Raw genomic sequence first — 21,593 nt, 5'->3', positions numbered from 1 at the left:
ATGCGGCCGATCGTCTGGACGGGGCTGGTTCTGGCCGCGGGTCTCGCCGCCTGCGAGCCCGCGCTGGAGGCGCCGCGCAACGCCGGGGTCTGCTGGCGCATGGCCGAGGCCCTGAACGGCCGCCAGGATTTCCGACCGATGTCGACCAATGTCGAGAATTTGGAGACCTGCGCGAGCCAGCTCGAGGGGCTGAGGCTGCAGCACGGCCAGCCCGTGACCGGGGCGTTCCAGGGTCGCTATATCTATGTGACGGCGGAAGAGATCAGTGTCGCGGCGGGCCCCAAGGCTCAGCGCTATCGGGTGTTCACGCCGCAGCAGCGCGCCAAGATCCAGGCCGGCTACGCCGCGCTGCGCAAGGCCGGCTGAGGGCCGGGCTGTCCGAAGGAGGGCCGGGGCCCGCGCCTCAGTGGCTGATGCGCGGGCGAAGCGTGTAGTGGCCGTGATCGAAGGATTGGAAGATCAGCGGCGCCTGCGGGTGGCCGATCGGCTCGCCGCTCTCGTCGGGCAGCAGGTTCTGCTCCGAGACATAGGCGACGTAGGAGTTCTCCTCGTTCTCCGCCAGCAGGTGGTAGAACGGCTGGTCCTTGCGCGGCCGGATGTGCTCCGGGATCGACAGCCACCACTCCTCGGTATTGGCGAAGGTGGGGTCGACATCGAAGATCACGCCGCGGAAGGCGAAGACGCGGTGTTTCACGACATCGCCGATGGCGAATTTCGCGAGGCGAACATCGGGGACGGTCATCGCGACCTTGCCGACGCCAAAATTGTCGGTTCGAGCATCCATGAAAGGGAATCTACACCACGCCACCTAACCAGGAGGTGAACGTAACAATCATGTTTCGGTCTGCAAGGCCGTGCCTTCCGGGAGGCGAACCCTTCGTCTACAGTCGCCGTGAAATGAGGCGCGGCTTCCGCGCCTGCGACAGATAGGCGATCCATGTCAGAGACGCCCCAGGGGCGCGTTCGGTTCGAACGCCGCCTCCGAAGCTCGATTGCGTGCGCCCGACGGGCGGTGGAGCCGTGAGCGCGCCACTGGACCGTCCGGACACCGAGGCCGCGCCCCGCGCCCGCGACGGCGCCCTGACCGACCAGGTCTGCTATGGCGCGCTGGACCTGGGCACCAACAATTGCCGCCTCTTGATCGCCACCCCGAACGGCAAGAGCTTCCGGGTCGTGGAGGCCTATTCGCGCATCGTCCGCCTGGGCGAGGGCCTTTCCCAGACGGGGCGGCTGTCCGACGTCGCCATGGAGCGCGCCATGGCCGCCCTGAAGGTCAGCGCCGAGAAGGTCCGCCGCCGCCGTGTGGTCAAGCTCAAAGCCATAGCCACTCAGGCCTGCCGCTCGGCGGAGAACGGTCCGGAGTTCATCGCCCGCGTGGCCGAGGAGACCGGCCTGAAGCTGCAGATCATCACGCCGAAAGAGGAGGCCCAGCTCTCCGTGGCGGGCTGTCTGAACCTGCTGGATCACACCGCCGAGGCGGCCCTGGTGGTCGATGTCGGGGGCGGTTCGACCGAGCTGTCCTGGGTCGACATGAAGGGCGGCGGGCTCGACGCCGACCCTGCCCGGTTCGCCGCCGGCAAGCTGCCGATCAAGGCCTGGCTCTCCATCCCCATCGGGGTGGTGACGCTCGCCGAACAGTTCCCGGAAGGGGAGGCGGCGACGCAAGCCTGGTTCCGTGCCATGGTCGAGCGGGTGAAGTCAGAACTGGCCGCATTCCGGCACGCCGACCCCATGCGGCCGGTGTTCGACGCCGACCGCGCGCACCTGATCGGCACCTCCGGCGCCATCACCAGCCTGGCCGGAATGCACCTGGGCCTGCGTCGATATGACCGCAGCCGGGTGGACGGAATCTGGATGACCCGGGCCGAGTGCGAGGCCTCGGCCGACCTTCTGCTGAACCTGAGTCCCAAGGCCCGCGCCGACCAGCCCTGCATCGGGCCCGACCGCGCCGACCTCGTCCTGGCCGGCGCCGCCATCCTCCAGGCCGTCCAGGAGCTCTGGCCCTGCACCCGCGTCCGGGTCGCCGACCGCGGCCTACGCGAAGGCATCCTGATGTCCCTGATGTCCGAGCGCGGCTCCGGCCGTCGCCGCAAGCGCCGCCGGGGCCGCCGCCCCGCCGAGCGTCCGAAAGAAGCCGCCCAATGACCGAAGAGCCCCCCCGCAAGCGCATGGTGAAGCCGCCGACCGGCGGCACCGAGGAAGGCCGCGGCAAGCCTGCGCGCCTCAAGACCGCCAAGATGCGCACGCCGTCGTCCCAGGCCTGGCTGTCGCGGCAGGTGAACGACCCTTTCTCGGCCAAGGCCCGCGCCCATGGATATCGCTCGCGCGCCGCCTACAAGGTCAGCGAACTGGACGACAAGCTGAAGGTGCTGAAGCCCGGCGCGCGGGTCATCGACCTGGGTCTCGCCCCCGGCGGCTGGACCCAGGTGGCGATCGAACGCGGCGTCACCAACATCGTGGGCGTCGACCTCCTGCCGGTCGATCCCCTGCCGCCGGCCCATATCGTCCAGATGGACTTCACCGACCCGGCCTGCGGCCCGCTGCTGATGCAGCTGCTGGGCGGCGCGCCGGACGTGGTGATGTCCGACATGGCCCCCAACACCGTGGGCCACCGGCGCACAGATCACCTGCGGATCATGGGCCTGATCGAGATCGCGGCCGAATTCGCAATCAGCGTGCTGAAGCCCGGCGGCGTCTTCATCGCCAAGGCCTTCCAGGGCGGCGAGACCGCCCCGGTCATGGCGATCCTGAAGCAGAACTTCACCGACGTCCGCAACCTGAAGCCCAAGGCCAGCCGGGCGGACTCGTCCGAGGTCTATCTCGTCGCGACGGGGTTCAAGGGGCGGTAGGGCTGTCGACGGAAGAGCGCCAAGCCCCTAGTTTGCCCTAATGCAACGTTTGGTAGATTGGCTCGGTCGGCTAAGAGGCGGTTCGGTCGATCCGAATTACAAGGTCTATACGCGCCGATTTGATCGGGAGGTCACCGGCGAAGACCTCCACAGGGTGCTCGGCCGCCCCTCGGCTCGGGTCGCGGCGGGGCTTGAGGAGGCCTGGGCGAATTTCCAAGGCGCCCTGTTGGCCTGGCGTATGGGGTGCGAACTCGCTGCGCTGGATGCGGCGGTCGCCGTGCGGACGACCGTCTCCAAAGACGAGCTGGCGGACACCGTCGTAGCAATCCTGATGGATCAGTCCGGATCCATGCGCGGGCAGAAGATGTTGCTGGCCGCCGCAGCAGCGGATGTCGCACAAGATTTCATCCGGCAATTGGGATGCAAGGTCGAGGTCCTGGGCTTTACGACGACCAGCTGGCGTGGCGGTCTTTCACGCCGCCGCTGGGTATCTCGACTTAAGCCCCCAAATCCAGGCCGGTTATGTGATCTGTTGCACGTAATTTATCGGTCTGCCGACGATACACGGGCGTCAGGCGCGGGATTTGGATTCAAGCCAATGCTTCGCCCTGATCTCCCCAAGGAGAATGTGGATGGGGAGGCCCTGGAATGGGCCGCATCGAGACTTCTTGCGCGGCAGGAAAAGCGCAAGCTGCTCATCGTATTGTCGGACGCGCGCCGGTCGACGACTCTACCCTATTGGCGAACGGCCTGGACTATCTCCAGCGGCATTTGAAGGAAGTCGTCGCGCGCCTCGAATCCGATCCGCGGCTGGAGATCGCTGCCGTTGGGCTCGGGTTCGACACGAGCCGCTTCTATTCGCGCAATGCGGCGGTTAACGCGATCGAGGACGTCGGGATCTCGGTCATTACCCTTGTCCGGGATATGCTGATGGGCAAAGCGCATGGCGAAGATCCGATAGCGCCATCCGTTCCGTCTATCGGTTAGCATCCCCGCCCAGCCGATCGCGCAGGGCCTGACGGTGATTGCGGCTGAGCCGCAGGACCGTTCCGCTGTGCAGCGTCACCAGTCCGTCGCCATTGGTCAGGGGCTCGATCTGCGCAACGTGCGCCACGCTGACCATGGTGCCCCGGTGGATGCGGACGAAGCGGCTGGGGTCGAGGCGTTCCTGTAGCCGGGCCGAGGTTTCGCGCGTCAGGTGGGTGCGCCCCCGAACGTGCAGGGCCTGGTAATTGCCCTGGGCCTCGATCCACTCCACCTCGGCCAGGTCGATGACGGCGATCTCGGCGCCGTTGCGGAGGGTCAGGCGCTCCGGCCACCCGTCAGTGGTCTGGGCGCGCCCCGCGGGGATCAGAACCTGAAGCGCCGCCAGGAACAGGGCCTGGCAGAACATCACCAGCAGCAGGTTGGCCGCCATCTCTCGCCCGATGTCCGCCGGGGCTGGCAGCCACCGATGCTGCAGGATCCAGGCGGCGAGACAACAGGACGCCACGATCAGGACCGGCGCCAGCGCCAGGGCTCCGATCGCCTGTCCCGCGATCGGTGCGAGGCGCCGGGCCCCGGAAATCGGGAACCGTCGGGCCAGCAGGACCAGGACGGGGGTGACGGAGGCGCCGAGCAAGCCCGCCACCAGCAGGCGCAGGGCCTCGTGCGACCAGTGCGGATGAAAGCCCGCGGCCAGGGCGTGCGCGAGGTTTCCCGGCTCCAGCACCGACATGAAGGCGAGCCAGTAGAGGAACCCGACCCCGGTCAGTCTGACAACCGAGAGGTTCCGGGCGGAGGTGGCGGGGGAGGGCGGCGTCATCGCGCCGTCTATCTGATCCGGGCCGGCTTCGCGCGTCCAGTCCGCCCGTTTGTGACGAGGCGAGGCGGCGGCGGGATGGGCGGGTCTGGGCCCGCGCATCGCGGAGGTGGGACAATGGCGGCGTCCCAACCGACAGGATCAAGATGAGCATCAGAGCGTTCGTCGCGGCCGCCGCCGCGCTTCTATGGTTCGCCCCCGCGGCCCATGCCGATCCGCGCGCGCCATCCCCCAAGGTCAGGATCGAGACCGGTTGGGTGAGCGGCGCTCGCCATGAGGGCGTCTCGGCGTTCCTGGGGCTGCCCTATGCCGCCCCGCCGGTCGGGGCGCTGCGCTGGCGTCCGCCCGCGCCGGCCGCGAGGTGGACAGGCGTCCGCAAGGCGACCGCGTTCCAGCCGGCCTGCATGCAGACCGGGGTGTCCATGCCCGGCGAGCCGCCGCCCCGGATCAGCGAGGACTGTCTCTATCTGAACGTCTGGACGCCGCAGGTTGGGCGCAAGGGCGCGCCGGTGATCGTCTGGATCCATGGCGGCGGCTACAGCAACGGCGCCACGGCCCTGCCGCTCTATTGGGGCGGCCGACTGGCCAGGCGCGGCGTGGTGGTGGTGAGTTTGGCCTATCGGCTGGGGCCGTTCGGCTACCTGGCCCATCCCGATCTCAGCCGGGAGGGCAGGGGCGCCTCGGGCGACTACGGCCTGATGGATCAGATCGCGGCCCTGACCTGGGTCCGGGACAATATCGCCGCCTTCGGCGGAGATCCCGGCAAGGTGACCATCGCCGGCCAGTCGGCCGGGGCCATGTCGGTGAGCCAGCTGATCGCCTCGCCCGCGGCCAAGGGCCTGTTCCAGCGCGCCATCGCCCAGAGCGGCGGCCTGTTCGAACCCCTGGCGCTCGCCCCGGCCTATCAGCTGAAGCAGGCGGAGCAGGACGGCTTGGCCTATGCGGCCTCAATCGGTGCCTCCTCCGTCGTGGACCTGCGTCGCCTGCCCGCGGCGCGACTGCTGGAGGGGCGCGCGGGTCTGGTGACCCACCCGGTGGTCGGCCCGCCGGTCCTGCCGGTCTCGCCCTATGACGCCTATGTCAGCGGACAACAGACCCGGGTCCCGGTGCTGATCGGCTACAACGCCGAGGAGGCGCGGTCCCTGATCGACCTCAGGGCGATCACGGCGGGCAGCTATGCGAAGGATCTGGCGCGGGCCTGGGGGCCGCTGCCGGAGGGGATTGTCGCGGCCTATCCCTATGCCGATGACCTGAGTGCGCGTCAGGCGCGCGCGGACCTGGAGCGGGACTTGAGGTTCGGCTGGGACATGTGGGCCTGGGCGAGACTGCAGGCCGCGAGCGGCGCGCCGGCCTGGCTCTACCGCTTTGATCAGCAACCCCCGTTTCCGACCGGATCGGTCAGGGCCGGCTGGGGGGCAAGCCACTTCGCCGAGCTCTGGTACATGTTCGATCATCTGGGCCAGGAGCCCTGGGCCTGGACGCCCCAGGACCGGCGGCTGGCGGACGTCATGGCCGGCTATTGGGTCAACTTCGCCCGCACAGGCGATCCCAATGGCAAGGGGCTGCCGCCCTGGCCGGTCTATGATCCCCGGACTGATCAGGTGCAGAGGCTTGGCGCCGCCATCGCCACCGGACCCAACCCGGATCTTCCCGGGCTGCAGGCCTTTGACCAGACCTATGGGGCCCTGATAGGGGCGGCTCGGTGACGTCAGGCGGGTGAAACAGCTTGACCATGACCGAGCCAGGCGGGCGCTTGGCGGATCAGTCGCCAACCAGAGCCCGCCATGACCCGCCGAATTGGATCCGCCTTCGCCAATGCCGCCCTGTGCCTGGCGATCCTCGCCGCCGGGCCGGCCGCCGCCGCGGCTCAGTCCTGGGCGTTCCTGAAGGGGAGCTATTGGACCGTGCCACAGGAGAACCTGCTGGCCTATGCGGTGAGCCCCAAGCTGCCGGCGCCGCTGCCGTCCCAGGACCAGACCGTCTACCACATCACCGACTATCACGACGGCTTCTTCTGGGGATCGAACGTCACCTCCATCAACGGCAATGTCACCTGCGCGACCCTGCTGGGCTCGGTGACGCCGGACGGGCGTGTGCTGCTGAGCTTCGTCACCACGGCCTCGGACGGGACCACCAGCCAGCAGGTCGGCTACGGCCAGATGACCCAGAGCGACGGCGCCTGGACCATGCTGAACCAGACCGCTGCGCCGAACTTCGCCCACTGGGCCTATATGGTTCAGTCCCGGCCCGGTGACGCCAGCTGGGCGCGCCTGCCGGGCGTGCGCCAGTCGGTGCCGGAGTTCCTCGGTCAGTGTGGAGGGTCTTGAGGCGCCGGCGCAGTCTTCGCGCCCTCCGCCACCAGCCAGGCCCGGAACCGGTCCAGGCTCCGCTTGCCGACGCCCGGCGCGGCGAGCAGGGCGAAGGCGCTTTCGGCCTTGCGGAAGCCATAGGGCGCGACCAGCCGGCCTGAGGCGATGTAGTCCGCGACCAGGGGCCAGGACATGATGGCCGCGCCCAGGCCGGCGATGGCGGCGTCGAGTGCGAAGTGCAGGTGGGCGAAGGGCTGTTCGGGCTTCGGCGGCAGCTCGACCCCGGCCAGGGCCGCCCAGATCGCCCAGCCCTGCGGGTGGGTGGTGGCCGCCAGCCGCGGCGCCTGCAGCGGATCAGCCGCGAAGCGCTCCGCGAGCGCGGGCGACATGACCAGCCCCAGATGGCTCTGGATGAACGGCGTGGCCAGCGGATCGGCCAGGCGGGCGGTCGGCACAATGCGGACCACGGCGTCCGCGCCCCGGTGCGAGGTCGCATGGCTGGCGAGCTCCGCCAGATGCAGCCGCACCTCGGGATGAGCCTCGGCGAAGCGGGCCAGCCGCGGGATCAGCCATTTCACCGAGATGCTGGCGTTGACCGCGATATGCAGGTCCTCCGCCCCGCCGCGGATGCGACCTACGGCGCCGGCGATCTGGTCGAAGGCGGCGGTCAGGGCCGGCAGCAGCTCGCGCCCTGCCTCGGTCAGTTCCAGCCTGTGCTTGGGACCCGAGAACAGCCGCACCCCCAGGGTCTCCTCCAGCGCCTTCACCTGCCGGCTGACGGCCGAATGGGTGACATGCAGCTCCTCGGCGGCGAGCGTCGCCCGCCCGGTCCGGGCCATGGCCTCGAACGCCCGCAGCGCGTTCAGCGAGGGCAGGGGACCGGGTGTGAGATTTTCGAACATAGCCCGACCAATATGTCGGTTTCCGCGAAACCTCAAATGCCGCATAGGCTGGCCATGGCGGCTCCCATCCCCGATCCGACGCGCTCCCCGGTCATCGCCGCCGGCGGACTGGGTCTGGGGCAGATGCTGGCCTTCGGCTCCAGCTTCTATCTGATGGGCGTGCTGGGCGACGGCATGTCGGCCGACCTCCATGTCCGCCCGTCCTTCGCGGCCAGCCTGATGTCGCTCGCCTTCCTGGCCAGCGCGCTTGTCGCCCCGGCCGTGGGCAAGGCGGTCGATCGCCGGGGCGGCAAGGGCGTGCTGCTCGCCTCCAATCTCGTCTTTGTCGCCGGCCTCGTTCTCGTGGGAACCGCGCCGGGCGCCTGGGCGGTCGCCCTGGGTCTGTCCGTGATCGGGATCGGCATGGCCATGGGCCTATACGCCACCCCCTTCGCGATCCTGGTCAGCCTCTATGGCGACCGGGCGCGCCGGCCGATCACCGCGGTGTCCCTGATCGGCGGCCTGGGCTCCACGGTCGGCTGGCCCCTGACGCTCGCCTTTGAACAGCATTTCGGCTGGCGGGGCGCCTGCTTCGCCTGGGCGGCGGTTCAGGTCCTGGTCTGCCTGCCGGTCAACGCCCTGGCGGTCCCGCGCACCACGCCGGAGCCGCATGACCCTGAGGCGCCTGCGGTCCGCATCGCCTGGGACCGGCCGATGATCCAGCTCGCGGTGCTGTTCGCCGGCGCCTGGTTCGTTTCCACCTGCATGAGCGCCCATCTGCCCCAGCTGCTGGCGGCCTTCGGCCTTACGCCCGCCCAGGCGGCGGGCACGGCGGCCCTGGTCGGCGTCGCCGCGGTCAGCGTGCGCTTCGCCGAGATCACCGTCCTGCGCCGGTTCCATCCGCTCGCCGCCACCCGCGTCGCCACCCTGATGCACCCGCTCGGCGCCTTGGCGATCAGCATCCTGGGCGCCGCGGGCGCGCCGCTGATGGCGCTCGGGCAGGGGGCGGGCAACGGCATGCTGACGGTCGCCAAGGGCGTGCTGCCGCTCGAGCTCTATGGCCAGCGCCACTACGCCTATCGCTCGGCCCTGCTGTCGCGGCCGGCCGGCTTCGCCCAGATCGGCGGGCCGGTGATCTATGGCCTGGCCATCGACCACTCCCGCTGGACGGCGCTCGGCCTGTCCGCCGGCCTCTGCCTGGTCATGTTCGCCATGACCTTCGGGCTGAAATCGTCCGCCGCCGCCCCATATAAGGACCTCCCCGCATGACAAGCCGCGACGCGACCCTTGCCCCAGGGGGGCATGACCCCCTATACGCACCCCGCAAAATGGAGAGTCTCATGGAGATTCGCGAAGGGCTTACCTTCGACGATGTTTTGCTCGAACCGGGTGCGTCCGACGTGATGCCCACCCAGGTGGACACGACCACCAAGTTCACACGCGAAATCAGTCTGAATATTCCGCTCGTGTCCTCAGCGATGGACACGGTCACCGAAAGCCGCCTGGCCATCGCCATGGCCCAGGCCGGCGGCATGGGGATCCTGCACCGCAACCTCACGGTTGAGGAACAGGCCGACCAGGTGCGCGAGGTGAAGCGCTACGAAAGCGGCATGGTCATCAACCCGCTGACCATCAATCCCGACACCCGCCTGCGCGAAGTCCGCGAGATCAAGGCGCGCCGCAAGATCTCGGGCTTCCCCGTGGTCGAGCCCGGCTCCGGCAAGCTGGTCGGCATCCTGACCAACCGCGACATGCGGTTCGAGGGCTCCGACGACGTGCCGGCCAAGGCGCTGATGACCTCGGAGAACCTGGTCACGGTCCGGGAGGGCTGCTCCCAGGCCGAGGCCCGCGACCTGCTGCGCCGTCATAAGATCGAACGGCTGATCGTCGTCGACGACAACTACCGCGCCATCGGCCTGATCACCGTCAAGGACATGGAGAAGGCCCAGGCCCACCCCATCGCCGCCAAGGACGCGCAAGGCCGCCTCTTGGTCGGCGCCGCCTCCACCGTGGGCGATGCGGGCTATGAGCGCTCCATGGCCCTGGTCGACGCCGGCGTGGACGTGGTGGTGATCGACACCGCCCACGGTCACAACTCCGACGTCGCCAAGGCGGTCGGACGCCTGAAGCGCGAAACCAACCGCGTCCAGATCGTCGCCGGCAATGTGGCGACCTATGAGGCGCGCGCGCCCTGATCGACGCCGGGGCCGACGCCGTGAAGGTCGGCATCGGGCCAGGCTCCATCTGCACCACCCGCATCGTGGCCGGCGTTGGCGTGCCCCAGCTGACCGCCATCGCCGACGCGGTCCGCGCGGCCAAGGGCACCGACGTGCCGATCATCGCTGACGGCGGGATCAAATATTCCGGTGATCTCGCCAAGGCCATCGCCATGGGCGCCCACGCGGCCATGATGGGCTCGGCCTTCGCCGGCACCGACGAGGCGCCCGGCGAGGTGTTCCTGTACCAGGGCCGCTCCTACAAGGCCTATCGCGGCATGGGCTCGCTGGGGGCCATGGCCTCCGGTTCCGCCGACCGCTACTTCCAGAAAGAGGTCTCGGCCCTGAAGCTGGTGCCCGAGGGCATCGAGGGCCAGGTCGCCTATAAGGGGCCGATCGGCGCCATCCTGCACCAGATGGTCGGCGGTCTTCGCGCCGCCATGGGCTATGTGGGCGCCGGCGACATCGTCCGCTTCCAGGAAAAGGCCCGGTTCATCCGGATCACCGGGGCGGGCCTGCGCGAAAGCCACGTCCACGACGTCATGATGACCCGTGAAGCCCCCAACTATTCGAGCCCGGTTTAGACCATGAACGCAGCGCCGGAACTCCTGCTCATCGGGGCGGCGGTCATTGTCGGGATCGTGCAGCTGCTGTGGGCGACCATCGCGGCCCGCCTGCATCCCGAGCAGGACCTGAAGTGGGCGGCGGGACCGCGGGACGAACACCGCGTCCTGACCGGCGTGGCGGGGCGATTGGACCGGGCCTACCGGAACTTCCAGGAGACCTTTCCCTTCTTCGTGGCGGCGACCTTTGCGGCCTATCTGGTGGCCAAGACCGGAGAGCTCACCCTCTGGGGCGGCCTGCTCTATGTCGGGGCCCGGATCGTCTATGTCCCCCTCTATGCGGCCGGCGCGACCGGCCTGCGCACGCTCGTCTGGTTTGTCAGCATGATCGGCATCGGCATGATCGTGGCGGCGATCTTCCTTGCGTGACGGCGGGCGCCTTGCCGCGGCCATCGAGGTTCTGACCGACGTCGAAACCCGCCACCGCCCCATCAAGCTGGCCTTGAAGGGCTGGGGGGAGGGCGCGCGCTACGCCGGCTCCAAGGACCGCGCCTTCATCTCAGGGCTCGCCATGGACGTCCTGCGCCGCCGGCGTTCGCTGGCCTGGGCCATGGACGACGAGAGTCCCCGCGCCGCCGCCCTGGCCGCCCTGAAATTCTACTGGCGCTGGCCGATGGAGCGCATCGCCGAGGCCGCGGGCGACGAGGTCCACGGACCTGGTCCCCTGACGCAAGCCGAGCGCGCGAGCCTCGACCATCCTCGCGACATCGCCGACGCCCCGGCCTCGGTGCGCGGCGACTATCCGGCCTGGCTTGAGCCGGACTTCGAACGCGCCTTCGGCGACCGGGCCGCGGAGGAGGGGCAGGCCCTGTCGGCCCGCGCTCCCGTCGATCTGCGGGTCAATCTCCTCAAGACCGATCCCGTCCGCGGCGCCAAGGCCCTGGCCCCCCTGAACGCCATCCCCGCCGGGATCCTGCCGACCGCCTTCCGCATTCCGGCTCCCGAGCCCATGGAGCGGGCCGGGGCGGTGGAGACCATTCCCGCCTTTTCCAAGGGCTGGTTCGAAGTCCAGGACCTGGGCTCCCAGATCGCCGCGGCCTGCGCCGGCGAGATCAAGGGCCGCCAGGTGCTCGACCTCTGCGCCGGGGGCGGGGGAAAGACGCTCGCGCTCGCGGCCATGATGGGCAATTCCGGCCAGATTTACGCCTATGACAGCGAGGCGCGGCGCCTCGCCGACACCATCCGCCGCGCCGACCGGGCCGGCGTCCGCGCCATCCAGATCCGCTCGCCGGTGCATGCCGATCCGCTGACGGACCTGAAGGCCAAGATGGACGTGGTGTTCATCGACGCCCCCTGCACCGGCGCAGGCGCCTGGCGCCGCCATCCCGACACCAAGTGGCGGCTGACGCCGGAGACGCTCGCCAAGCGCATGGCCGACCAGGACCTGGTGCTGGACGAAGGCGCGACCTTCGTGAAACCCGGCGGGCGGATCATCTATGTGACCTGCTCGATCCTGCCCCGGGAGGACGAGGACCGCGTCGCCGCCTTCCTCGCCCGCGCGCCGCAGTTCGCCCTGCAGCCCGCCAGCTTCGACCCCGATCTCGCCCGCTTTCTGACCCCGGAAGGCTATCTGCGCCTGTCCCCGGCCAGCGCCGACACCGACGGCTTCTTCGTCGCGGTGCTGGAGCGCGCCAAATGACCTGTCTCACGCCTCGCATCTGAAGACCCGCATGACCCAGACCCCCGCTCACGAACGTGTCCTGATCGTCGATTTCGGCAGCCAGGTGACCCAGCTGATCGCGCGCCGGCTGCGCGAGAGCGGCGTCTATTGCGAGATCCACCCCTATGACAAAGTCGAGCAAATGCTCGAGGCCTACGCCCCCAAGGCGGTGATCCTCTCGGGCGGCCCGGCCAGCGTTCACGAGGACGAAAGCCCCTCGGTGACCCACAAGGTCTTCGAACTCGGCGTCCCGGTGCTGGGCATCTGCTACGGCGAGATGACCATGTGCGCCGAGCTGGGCGGCAAGGTCGAGGGCGGTCACACCCGCGAATTCGGCCGCGCCGAAATCCTGATCGAGCGCGAGAGTCCGCTGCTGGCCGGCTTGGGCGAGGTAGGCTCGAAAGAGACCGTCTGGATGAGCCACGGCGACAAGATCACCGCCATCCCGACCGGCTTCCACGTGGTCGCCGCCTCGGAAGGCTCGCCCTATGCGGTGATCGCCGACGAGGGCCGCCGCTTCTACGGCATCCAGTTCCACCCCGAGGTGGCGCACACCCGCGCGGGGCCTTGATGCTGCGCAACTTCACGCATCGGATCGCCGGGCTGAAGGGCGACTGGACCATGGCCTCCTTCCGCCAGGAGATGGTCGCCAAGATCCGCGCCCAGGTCGGCGACGGCAAGGTGATCTGCGGCCTGTCCGGCGGTGTGGATTCCTCGGTGGCCGCCGTCCTGATCCACGAGGCGATCGGCGACCAGCTGACCTGCGTCTTCGTCGACACCGGCCTCCTGCGGCACAATGAGGCCGAGCAGGTCGTGACCATGTTCCGCGACCACTACAACATCCCCCTGATCCACGTGGACGCCGGCGATCTGTTCCTGGGCGAACTGGCCGGCGTCTCGGACCCGGAGACCAAGCGCAAGACCATCGGGCGCCTGTTCATCGACGTCTTCGACAAGGAGAGCGCGAAGATCGAGGGCGCGGCCTTCCTCGCCCAGGGCACCCTCTATCCGGACGTGATCGAGAGCGTCTCGGCCCGCGGCGGCCCGTCGGCCGTAATCAAGAGCCACCACAATGTCGGCGGCCTGCCGGACTATATGAAGCTCAAGCTGGTCGAACCCCTGCGCGAGCTCTTCAAGGACGAGGTCCGCGCGCTCGGCGTCGAACTCGGCCTGCCGCCGGCCTTCGTCGGCCGCCATCCGTTCCCGGGACCGGGCCTCGCCATCCGCATCCCCGGCGAGATCACCCGGGAGAAGGTCGCGGTCCTGCAGCAGGCCGACGCGATCTATCTCGATGAGATCCGCAAGGCCAGCCTCTACGACAGCATCTGGCAGGCCTTCGCTGTGCTGCTGCCGGTCAAGACCGTCGGCGTCATGGGCGACGCCCGCACCTATGAGGACGTGCTCGCCCTGCGCGCCGTCACTTCGACCGACGGCATGACCGCCGACTTCTTCGAATTCCCCTGGGACGTCCTGGGCCGCTGCGCCACCCGGATCATCAACGAGGTCCGGGGCGTAAACCGCGTGGTCTATGACGTGACCTCAAAACCCCCCGGCACCATCGAGTGGGAATAGGCTAGGTCTTCAGCGCGGAGAACGACGGATGAGCGACGGCGTGACGGTCTATGGCATCAAGGCCTGCGACACGATGAAGAAGGCCCGCACCTGGCTGGAGGATCGCGGGGTCGCCTACGCCTTCCATGACTACAAGGCGGTCGGCGTGGATCGCGCCACGCTGGAGGCCTGGGCCGACCGGGTCGACTGGAAGGTTCTGCTCAACACCGCCGGCACGACCTTCCGCAAGCTGCCCGACGCCGACAAGGCCGACATCGACCGGGCCAAGGCCATCGGCCTGATGCTGGCCCAGCCGTCGATGATCAAACGCCCCGTGGTGGATCTGGGCGACCGCCTGCTGGTCGGCTTCACGCCGGAGATCTTCGCGGCCGCCTTTGGATGATCCGATCCCGGCGCCGGGCGATCGCACCGGCCAGCCGCCGCTGGTGGTCTATTTCCATGGCGCCCCCGGCTCGCCCCGCGAGATCGGCCTGATCGTCGGCGCCGCCAAGGCGCGCGGCCTCAGCCCGGTCTGCCTGCATCGCGCGATCCTCGCCAAGGGCCTGACCGGCGCCGCCCATTTCGACGCGGTGGCCGCCGACCTCCGCGCCCGTGCGGCGGGGCGTCAGATCGACATGATCGGCTTCTCGATCGGGGCCTTCGTCGCCCTGGAGGTCGCCGCCCGGCTGGGCGACCAGGTGCGCGGGCTCGACCTCGTCTCACCCGCCGGTCCCATCGACGGGCCGGACGATCTCAAGGGTGTGGCGGGCGCGGCCCTGTTCCGGATGGCCCGGCGCGCGCCTCTCGCGTTCCGCCTGGCCACGGCCCTGCAGGGGCTGATCGCCCGCATCCGGCCGGACGCCCTGTTCGACATGCTGTTCGCCACCGCCGCCGGCGACGACAAGCCGCTCGCCCAAGACAGCCGGTTCAAGACCCTGATGAAGCCCGTCCTGAAAGACGCGCTGGGCGCGGGCCGGGCCGGCTATGTCCGCGACCTGCAGGCCTATGTCCGCCCCTGGGCCGACGACCTCGCGCGGCTAAGCGCGCCGGTCCGCATCTGGTCGGGCAGCCTCGACACCTGGGCGCCGCCGGCCATGGCGGAGCGTCTGCGCGACCGTCTGCCCGCGGGCGCGGGGATCGAGACCCTGGCGGGTCGCTCGCACTATTCCAGCCTGATCGCGGCGGCCCCGAAAATATTTGAGCGTCTGGCGCACCCGTCTGCATCCGATCCGGCCCGCGGCGGCGACTAGGGGGTGAAAAGGGCGGATGATCCGTCCTGTCCTTCCTACGGAGCCCTTCCATGGAACATGTGTGGTTCAGCTACTGGTGGCTGGTCTTCCCGCTCGGCTGGTTCATCTTCGGCGCCTTCGACCGCTGGCTGAGCTATCAGCGCAGCCGCGACGCCCTCGACCTGATCAAGACCTATACCGCCCAGGGCAAGGAGCCCCCGCCCGAGCTGATGCGCCGGGTGCACGAGGACGCCGCCGACCCGATCCCGCCCGGCGTCGACGCCCGCTACTACAACCGCCACGTCCGGCGCGCCTATCGCCGGGCCTATCGGTTCGGACCTTACGGCGCCATGCGCTCGGCCATCTTCACCGGGGCGGTCGCCGCGGCCTTCTGGTTCTCGGCCGAGATGCACTATGTGCCGGGCGCTGACGGGCCGTTCCGCTTCGTGGCGATCATCCTGGGCTGCATCACCGCCGGCAATCTGGCCTTCGCCATCCTGGGCATGACCTTCCGCCGGCCGGACGTCGACTGACGCCGATGGCGGACCTCGACGACAATCTGGTCGAGGCCGCGCGCACAGGATCGGCCGAGGCCTTCTCCCGGCTGGTGGAGCGTCACCAGCAGGCGCTGCGGGCCTTCCTGCGCCGCGCCTGCGGGAACTGGGCCCTGGCCGACGACCTCGCCCAGGAGACCTTCATCACCGCCTGGGGCCGGATCGAACGCCTGGGGCCGGGGGCGAATGTGCGGGCCTGGCTGTGCGGCATCGGCTATAACAAGGCGCTCACGGCCCTGCGCGCCGATCGCCGGGCCAGACGCCGCGACGACGCCTGGCGGGAAGCCGCCGAGACGCCGGTCGCACCGGCGCCGGAAGATCGCATGGCGCTGGAGCGCGCCATGGCCGAGTTGCCGCTGGAACAGAGGGCCTGCGTGGCCCTTTGCCTGGCGGGGGATTTCAGCCACGCCGAGGCCGCCCAGGCCTTGGACTTGCCGCTGGGCACGGTGAAATCCCATGTGACCCGCGGACGGGCCCGCCTGTTGGCGGCCCTGAACATTGAAGACGAGGAGCCTGTCGATGCCTCCGCCCGATGATCGCCTGAAGGCCCTGTTCGCCGCCGACCTGCCGCCGGCGCGGGATCCGGTCTTCCAAGCCGCCGTGTTCGAGCGCCTGGCCCGCCGGGCCTTCCTGCTGGACATGGCCGGCCTTTCGGCCATCAGCCTGGTCGGGGCGGCTCTGCTGTGGGTGCTGTGGCCGGTGCTGGCGCCGACGCTCGCGGCGGTGGGGCAGGGGCTCGCGCCGGCGGCGCTCGCCCTGGGTCTGGTCGCGGTGCTGATCACCTTCAGCGACGGCCGGATCCTCAACCCGCGAACATGACGAAGAATTCACGGCTTAGGCTGCATCCATAGGGGATGCGGCGCGCCTCTTTCCATACATAGACGGGCGCCAACGCCCGCCCACGGAGAGAAGGAGACCCCATTGCAAGCTGTCATGATCGTCTTGATCATCTTTGGATCGATCGCATCCCTGTTCCTGGTGCCCGCCTATCTGAAGAGCCAGGAGCGCCAAAAGCTGCAGGACACCCTGCGCGCCGCCATCGAGAAGGGCCAACCGCTTCCGCCGGAAGTGATCGAGGCCATGACCTCCGACGTGAAGGTCCGTCCGAAGCCCTCGCCCCAGCGCGACCTGCGGGTCGGCATCGTCTGGGTGGGCGTCGCGGTGGGCCTGGCGGCCATGGGCCTGGCCATCAGCTTCGAGGACGCCGACGCGCTCTATCCCATGTTGGGCATCGCCGCCTTCCCGGGCTTCATCGGTCTGGCGTTCATCTTGATCTCGTTCTTCGGCCGCGGCCAGAAGTCCTAAAGGCGCTCTAGGGGGAGCAAGGCCCAATGACGGGCTCTCAACACAGGTTCGCGAGTCTCCACGATGTGGAGCTGGCCACCTTGGCGGCGACGGGGGAACGTCGCGCCTTCGGTGAGCTTGTCCGCCGACACGGGTCGGCGGTGCGCGGACTGCTGCGCCGCATGGGCGCGGCCCCGGCGGAGGCCGACGATACGGCGCAGGACGCGTTCCTAGCCGCCTTCGAAGGCATCGCGGAATATCGCGGCGAAGGCGCCTTCCAGGGCTGGGTCAAGCGCATCGCCGCGCGACAGTATCTGCGTCGGCTGCAAAGGGAGCGGCGGCTGGCCGATCTCGCTGTCGCGGCGGAGGAGGGCGAGCCGGACGTGTCCGATCCGGACACGGCGGGACGCATCGATCTGGACGGGGCGCTCAAGGCGCTCACCGCGCCGGAACGGCTGTGCGTCAGCATGTGCTATGGCGCGGGCCTGTCCCACGCCGAGGCGGCGGAAGCCTTAAATCTGCCGCTTGGAACGGTGAAATCCCATGTCAAACGTGGTCTGGAGAAGCTCCGAGCGCGACTGGCGCCGCCTGACGGCGCGCTCGAGGGGAGGCAGGGCAATGGCTGAACTCGATTTCGAGCGCAGTTTGGAGCGCCTCTTCGCCGAGGCGCCCTATTTCTCGGACGGCGAGGCCTTCGCCCAGAAGGTCGAGGGACGGCTCGATCGGGGCTGGAACATGCGCCGCTGGCTGATCGGCTGCGCCGGCGTGGTCGGCGGGGTCGTGGGCGTCAGCCAGCTTGTGATGTCCAATGTGGTCCATCGGGTGGAGACGGTTTCCGCCGGGTCCAGCCGGGTTCTGAAGGCCGGGATCGCCCAGGTTCGACCGAGCTTCGACCTGTTGTCGCTTGTGCAGTCCGACTGGGCTGTGGTTTGGGTCGCCTCCGCCCTGGCCGTTGTCGCCATGGGCTTTGTGCTTACGCGGGTGATCGAGGAGATCTGAGTTCATGTCCGCTCATCGCCAGGATACGGTGCGGCGTCTCGCCGCCCCGGACATCGCCGCGCGCAAGGGTGGCGTGCCTATCGTCTGCCTGACCGCCTACACCGCCCCCATGGCCGAGCTGCTGGACGCCCATTGCGACCTGCTGCTGGTCGGCGACAGCCTGGGCATGGTGGTCCACGGCCTGCCCAATACGGTCGGCGTCACGCTCGAGATGATGATCCTGCACGGCCAGGCGGTCATGCGGACCTCGCGCCAGGCCATGGTGGTGGTCGACATGCCCTTCGGCTCCTACGAGGGCGCGCCGGAAACGGCCTACGCCAACGCCGTGCGCATCATGAAGGAGACCGGGGCCCAGGCCGTGAAGGTCGAGAGCGGTGAGACGGTGGTCGACACCATCGCCTATCTGGTCAAGCGCGGCATCCCGGTCATGGGCCATGTGGGCCTGCGCCCCCAGGCGGTGCTGACCGACGGCGGCTTCAAGGCCAAGGGCAAGGGCGCCGACGAGCGCGCCCGCATCCTGGCCGAGGCCAAGGCCACCGCCGAGGCCGGCGCCTTCGCCCTGGTCGTCGAAGGGGTGGCCGAGGGCCTCGCCCGTGAGATCACCGAGGCGGTCAGCGTCCCCACGATCGGCATCGGCGCCTCCGCCGGCTGCGACGGTCAGATCCTGGTCACCGACGACATGCTGGGCCTGTTCGACTGGACGCCCAAATTCGTGCGCCGCTATGGCGACCTGCGGGGCGAGATCAGCCAGGCGGTCGCCGCCTACGCCGCTGACGTCCGCGCCCGCAAGTTCCCGGGCCCGGCCGAGATCTATTTCGCCAAGGCGGCCAATACGTGAGCCATCCCGCCCTCGCCGCCGGCCGCACCGCCGTGGTCATGGGCGCGGCCAGCGGCATCGGCCGCGCCGCCGCCCGCCGCTTCGCCGGGCTGGGCATGAATGTCTGCCTGGCCGATCTCGAGGGCGAGCCCCTGGAATCGGCGATCAAGGACGTGGCCAAGCACGCCGCCGTCAGTGACCACGTGTTCGGGGTGGCGACCGACGTCTCCGACCTCGACGCCGTCGAGCGCCTGCGCGACGCGGTCTATGGCCGTTTCGGCGAGGTCGCGGTGCTGATGAACAACGCCGGCGTCGGCGGCGGGGCGGGCGCCTATCAGAATAACGACCGCTGGCGACGCCTGCTGTCGATCAATCTGTGGGGCGTGATCAACGCCGTCCAGACCTTCACCGAGGACATGGTCGCGCAAGGCTCGCCCTGCGCCATCATCAACACCGGCTCCAAGCAGGGGATCACCAATCCCCCCGGCGACATCGCCTACAATGTCACCAAATCCGGAGTGAAGACCCTGACCGAGGGCCTGGCGCATCAGCTGCGCAACGTCCCGGGCTGCCAGGTCACCGCGCACCTGCTGATCCCCGGCTTCACCTTCACCGGCATGACCCGCGGCGCGCGAACCGAGAAGCCGCCGGGCGCCTGGACGCCGGAACAGGTGGTCGCGTTCATGGAGGCCGCCCTGGCCAAGGGCGACTTCTACATCCTCTGCCCCGACAACGACGTCACCCGCGCCATGGACGAAAAGCGCATGGCCTGGGCCATGGGCGACCTGATCGAGAACCGGCCGGCCCTGTCGCGCTGGCATCCCGACTTCGAGGCCGCCTTCGCGAAGTTCATGGCGGGCGAGTCCTAAGGCAGGACGATCTCGAACCAGAAGTCGAAGCGGTCAAGCACCGCCAGCAGCGCCTGCAAGGGGGCGGTCTCGCCGCTCACCAACCCCTCGGCCTGAGCCGCCTCCAGGGTCTGCTCGCCGGTCACCAGATCGACCAGGGTCCCGCGGGTCAGGCCGATCGCGTCCGCCGTGGGCCGCGCCACGCGATGGTGCAGCACGCCGTTGCGAACCCGGACCCGGAAACTCTCGTCCACATCGGTGAAGGTGAGCGTCATGGCCGGTTCCGCCCGGCCGATGGCCTCGCCGTTCAGCCGCACGCTGAGCGAATCCACCAGGGAGTCGGCAGGCAGGGTGCGCAGCTGCCCCGTCGCCCCCTGGCGCGGCCCGGCGGCGGGCGGACGGATGTGCCGCAGCTCCTGGGCGCCGGTCAGGTAGAAATCCCGCCACGGCGCGGACTCGGCCTGGTAGCCCATTTGCTCCAGAGCGTCGGCCTGCAGGTTGCGCGCCTCCATATTGTCGGGGTCGGCGAAGACCAGGTGGTTCACCACCTCGGCCACCCAGCGATAGTCGCCGGCCTCGAACGCCACCCGCGCCTTGGCGAGCAGGGGCTCGGCCCCGCCGGCCAGCTCGACATAGCGGCGGCCCGCCTCGACCGGCGGATGCTTGTGCAGATTGGCCGGATTGCCGTCGAACCAGCCGAGATAGCGCTGATAGACCGCCTTGGTGTTGTGGCTCAGCGTCCCGTAATAGCCCCGCGTGTGCCACTCGGCCGCCAGGCTCGGCGGCAGGGCCATGCGCTCGGCGATCTCCAGCGGGGTCAGGCCGTGATTGGCCATCCTCAGGGTCTGGTCGTGGATGAACTTGTAGAGGTCGCTCTGGGTCTCCAGGAACGCGACCTGGTCCTTGGCGCCCCAGCGCGGCCAGTGGTGGCTGGCGAACAGCACCTCGGAGTCCTTGGCGAACAGGTCGATCGCCTCGTCGATATAGAAACTCCACGCCTTGGCGTCGCGCACCTGGGCCCCGCGCGGGTGTAGAGATTGTGCAGCTGGCAGGTGCAGTTCTCGGCCATGCACAGCGCCTTGTGGCGCGGGAAGAAGAAGTTCATCTCCGCCGGCGCCTCGGTCCCAGGCGTGACCTGGAAGACGATCTCCACCCCGTCCAGGGTCAGCCGCGTTCCGGTCTTGGAGATGCTTTCGGTCGGCGCGATCAGGCTGACCTGCCCGCCGGACACCGCCTTGCCGAGCCCGGAATCCACATGGCCCCGAGGGCCGCGCGGCAGCAGCGCCCCGTACATGTAGGTCGCCCGCCGGTTCATGACATTGCCGGCCAGCACGTTCTCGCTGACCGCCTCGGCCAGGAACCCTTCCGGCGCGACGATCCGCGCTCCGCCGGCGATGTCGGCGTCGGTCAGCACGCCCTTCACCCCGCCATAATGGTCCACATGGCTGTGGGTGTAGATCACCGCGCTCACCGGCTTGTCGCCGCGATGCTTGCGCATGAGCGCCAGGGCCGCGGCCGCCGGCTCGGCCGAGGTGAGGGGGTCGATGACGATGAAGCCCTCGTCGCCCTCCACGAAGGTGATGTTGGACAGGTCGAAGCCGCGGACCTGGTAGATCCCCTCGGTCACCTGGAACAGGCCGTGGTTCAGGTTCAGCTGGGCCTGGCGCCACAGGCTGGGATTGACCGTCGGCGGACAGACCTCGCCGTCGGCCTGGAAGGCGAAGGGCGTCAGGTCCCAGGCGGGCCAGCCCTTGGCGTTCTCGATCCGGGCGTGGGGCAGGGTGTCGATGAAGCCTTTGCGGGCGCGCTCCAGGTCGGCGCCGTCCTCAGGCGGCAGGCTGGCGGCCAGGCGGGCCTGGGCCTCAAGCGTCGCGCGCGTCGCATCCTTCGGCTGGGTCAAGTCGCTCATCTCCCCGCAACAGGCGACGTCGAAGCGCCGCTCTTCCGCCATTCTTGATGGCTAACCCCTGGG

The 21,593-nt window shown here is 69.2% G+C and carries 23 protein-coding genes and 3 pseudogenes; 21 read left to right on the top strand and 5 right to left on the bottom strand.

Features of this window, described 5'->3' with window-relative positions; genetic code table 11:
• Complete coding sequence (locus MQH10_RS16605) at window positions 1-366, top strand: hypothetical protein (RefSeq protein ID WP_242565130.1); 366 nt, start codon at window positions 1-3, stop codon at window positions 364-366.
• A 37-nt stretch (window positions 367-403) separates the two neighbouring features.
• Here the strand turns inward: MQH10_RS16605 and hspQ are convergent, their stop codons facing one another.
• Window positions 404-742, bottom strand: a complete 339-nt coding sequence (gene hspQ, locus MQH10_RS16600; RefSeq protein WP_242565157.1) for a heat shock protein HspQ — start codon at window positions 740-742, stop codon at window positions 404-406.
• A 278-nt stretch (window positions 743-1,020) separates the two neighbouring features.
• Between hspQ and MQH10_RS16595 the strand changes: the two genes are divergently transcribed.
• The 3 genes and pseudogenes from MQH10_RS16595 to MQH10_RS27125 all read left to right on the top strand — a co-directional run bounded on the left by MQH10_RS16595 (window position 1,021) and on the right by MQH10_RS27125 (window position 3,836).
• Window positions 1,021-2,145: a Ppx/GppA phosphatase family protein gene (locus tag MQH10_RS16595; protein WP_419720783.1), complete on the top strand. Its 1,125-nt coding sequence runs from the start codon at window positions 1,021-1,023 to the stop codon at window positions 2,143-2,145.
• Window positions 2,142-2,849 (top strand): RlmE family RNA methyltransferase, encoded by a 708-nt coding sequence (locus MQH10_RS16590; RefSeq protein WP_242565129.1) that lies wholly within the window; start codon window positions 2,142-2,144, stop codon window positions 2,847-2,849. The genes MQH10_RS16595 and MQH10_RS16590 overlap by 4 nt, the downstream gene beginning before the upstream one ends.
• A 40-nt stretch (window positions 2,850-2,889) precedes the next feature.
• A pseudogene (locus MQH10_RS27125) lies at window positions 2,890-3,836 on the top strand (cobaltochelatase CobT-related protein).
• Here the strand turns inward: MQH10_RS27125 and MQH10_RS16580 are convergent.
• Window positions 3,826-4,653, bottom strand: a complete 828-nt coding sequence (locus MQH10_RS16580; RefSeq protein WP_242565127.1) for a LytR/AlgR family response regulator transcription factor — start codon at window positions 4,651-4,653, stop codon at window positions 3,826-3,828. The pseudogene MQH10_RS27125 and the gene MQH10_RS16580 overlap by 11 nt on opposite strands.
• A gap of 143 nt (window positions 4,654-4,796) precedes the next feature.
• Between MQH10_RS16580 and MQH10_RS16575 the strand changes: the two genes are divergently transcribed.
• Both MQH10_RS16575 and MQH10_RS16570 read left to right on the top strand, forming a co-directional pair.
• Window positions 4,797-6,356: a carboxylesterase/lipase family protein gene (locus MQH10_RS16575; RefSeq protein WP_242565126.1), complete on the top strand. Its 1,560-nt coding sequence runs from the start codon at window positions 4,797-4,799 to the stop codon at window positions 6,354-6,356.
• Between the two features lie 78 nt (window positions 6,357-6,434).
• Complete coding sequence (locus MQH10_RS16570; protein WP_242565125.1) at window positions 6,435-6,977, top strand: hypothetical protein; 543 nt, start codon at window positions 6,435-6,437, stop codon at window positions 6,975-6,977.
• Here MQH10_RS16570 and MQH10_RS16565 read toward each other — a convergent pair.
• Entirely contained in the window at window positions 6,959-7,861 is a 903-nt protein-coding gene (locus MQH10_RS16565; protein ID WP_242565124.1) for a LysR family transcriptional regulator, read from the bottom strand. The two genes, MQH10_RS16570 and MQH10_RS16565, sit on opposite strands and share 19 nt — an antisense overlap.
• Window positions 7,862-7,915: 54 nt before the next feature.
• Here MQH10_RS16565 and MQH10_RS16560 point away from each other — a divergent pair, with 54 nt between their 5' ends.
• The 15 genes and pseudogenes from MQH10_RS16560 (at window position 7,916) to MQH10_RS16490 (ending at window position 19,642) form a co-directional block, all read left to right on the top strand.
• Entirely contained in the window at window positions 7,916-9,109 is a 1,194-nt protein-coding gene (locus tag MQH10_RS16560; protein ID WP_242565123.1) for an MFS transporter, read from the top strand.
• Between the two features lie 71 nt (window positions 9,110-9,180).
• Window positions 9,181-10,640 (top strand): annotated as a pseudogene (guaB, locus tag MQH10_RS16555) (IMP dehydrogenase).
• Window positions 10,641-10,643: 3 nt separating this feature from the next.
• Complete coding sequence (locus tag MQH10_RS16550; protein WP_242565122.1) at window positions 10,644-11,048, top strand: MAPEG family protein; 405 nt, start codon at window positions 10,644-10,646, stop codon at window positions 11,046-11,048.
• The gene (locus MQH10_RS16545; RefSeq protein WP_242565121.1) at window positions 11,041-12,318 is read left to right on the top strand and encodes an RsmB/NOP family class I SAM-dependent RNA methyltransferase; all 1,278 of its coding nucleotides are present in this window, start codon (window positions 11,041-11,043) and stop codon (window positions 12,316-12,318) included. Before MQH10_RS16550 ends, MQH10_RS16545 begins: the two co-directional genes overlap by 8 nt.
• A gap of 31 nt (window positions 12,319-12,349) precedes the next feature.
• Window positions 12,350-13,911, top strand: a pseudogene (gene guaA / locus MQH10_RS16540) (glutamine-hydrolyzing GMP synthase).
• 28 nt (window positions 13,912-13,939) lie between these two features.
• Window positions 13,940-14,293: an ArsC family reductase gene (locus MQH10_RS16535; protein WP_242565120.1), complete on the top strand. Its 354-nt coding sequence runs from the start codon at window positions 13,940-13,942 to the stop codon at window positions 14,291-14,293.
• Window positions 14,286-15,140 (top strand): alpha/beta fold hydrolase, encoded by an 855-nt coding sequence (locus MQH10_RS16530; protein ID WP_242565119.1) that lies wholly within the window; start codon window positions 14,286-14,288, stop codon window positions 15,138-15,140. The genes MQH10_RS16535 and MQH10_RS16530 overlap by 8 nt, the downstream gene beginning before the upstream one ends.
• Window positions 15,141-15,190: 50 nt before the next feature.
• Entirely contained in the window at window positions 15,191-15,652 is a 462-nt protein-coding gene (locus tag MQH10_RS16525; RefSeq protein ID WP_242565118.1) for a hypothetical protein, read from the top strand.
• A 5-nt stretch (window positions 15,653-15,657) separates the two neighbouring features.
• The gene (locus tag MQH10_RS16520) at window positions 15,658-16,209 is read left to right on the top strand and encodes an RNA polymerase sigma factor (protein WP_242565117.1); all 552 of its coding nucleotides are present in this window, start codon (window positions 15,658-15,660) and stop codon (window positions 16,207-16,209) included.
• A complete protein-coding gene (locus tag MQH10_RS16515; RefSeq protein WP_242565116.1) occupies window positions 16,193-16,492 on the top strand; it encodes a hypothetical protein in 300 nt (99 codons plus the stop codon). Before MQH10_RS16520 ends, MQH10_RS16515 begins: the two co-directional genes overlap by 17 nt.
• 102 nt (window positions 16,493-16,594) lie before the next feature.
• Complete coding sequence (locus MQH10_RS16510) at window positions 16,595-16,978, top strand: DUF6249 domain-containing protein (protein ID WP_242565115.1); 384 nt, start codon at window positions 16,595-16,597, stop codon at window positions 16,976-16,978.
• 26 nt (window positions 16,979-17,004) lie between these two features.
• Window positions 17,005-17,583: an RNA polymerase sigma factor gene (locus MQH10_RS16505; protein ID WP_242565114.1), complete on the top strand. Its 579-nt coding sequence runs from the start codon at window positions 17,005-17,007 to the stop codon at window positions 17,581-17,583.
• The gene (locus MQH10_RS16500) at window positions 17,576-17,956 is read left to right on the top strand and encodes a hypothetical protein (RefSeq protein WP_242565113.1); all 381 of its coding nucleotides are present in this window, start codon (window positions 17,576-17,578) and stop codon (window positions 17,954-17,956) included. The genes MQH10_RS16505 and MQH10_RS16500 overlap by 8 nt, the downstream gene beginning before the upstream one ends.
• Window positions 17,957-17,960: 4 nt before the next feature.
• Window positions 17,961-18,794 (top strand): 3-methyl-2-oxobutanoate hydroxymethyltransferase, encoded by an 834-nt coding sequence (gene panB / locus MQH10_RS16495; RefSeq protein WP_242565112.1) that lies wholly within the window; start codon window positions 17,961-17,963, stop codon window positions 18,792-18,794.
• A complete protein-coding gene (locus MQH10_RS16490; RefSeq protein WP_336605119.1) occupies window positions 18,791-19,642 on the top strand; it encodes an SDR family NAD(P)-dependent oxidoreductase in 852 nt (283 codons plus the stop codon). The genes panB and MQH10_RS16490 overlap by 4 nt, the downstream gene beginning before the upstream one ends.
• Here the strand turns inward: MQH10_RS16490 and MQH10_RS16485 are convergent.
• Together MQH10_RS16485 and MQH10_RS16480 are read right to left on the bottom strand one after the other, a co-directional pair.
• Complete coding sequence (locus MQH10_RS16485; protein WP_242565111.1) at window positions 19,639-20,565, bottom strand: alkyl sulfatase dimerization domain-containing protein; 927 nt, start codon at window positions 20,563-20,565, stop codon at window positions 19,639-19,641. The genes MQH10_RS16490 and MQH10_RS16485 overlap by 4 nt on opposite strands.
• Window positions 20,460-21,521 (bottom strand): MBL fold metallo-hydrolase, encoded by a 1,062-nt coding sequence (locus MQH10_RS16480; RefSeq protein ID WP_242565110.1) that lies wholly within the window; start codon window positions 21,519-21,521, stop codon window positions 20,460-20,462. Before MQH10_RS16480 ends, MQH10_RS16485 begins: the two co-directional genes overlap by 106 nt.
• Window positions 21,522-21,593: the final 72 nt, after the last annotated feature.

The organism is Phenylobacterium aquaticum (assembly GCF_022695515.1).
Taxonomy (GTDB): Bacteria; Pseudomonadota; Alphaproteobacteria; order Caulobacterales; family Caulobacteraceae; genus Phenylobacterium; species Phenylobacterium aquaticum.
The sequence above is the reverse complement of the archived record's forward strand: the minus strand, read 5'-3'. Positions and strand labels throughout refer to the sequence as shown.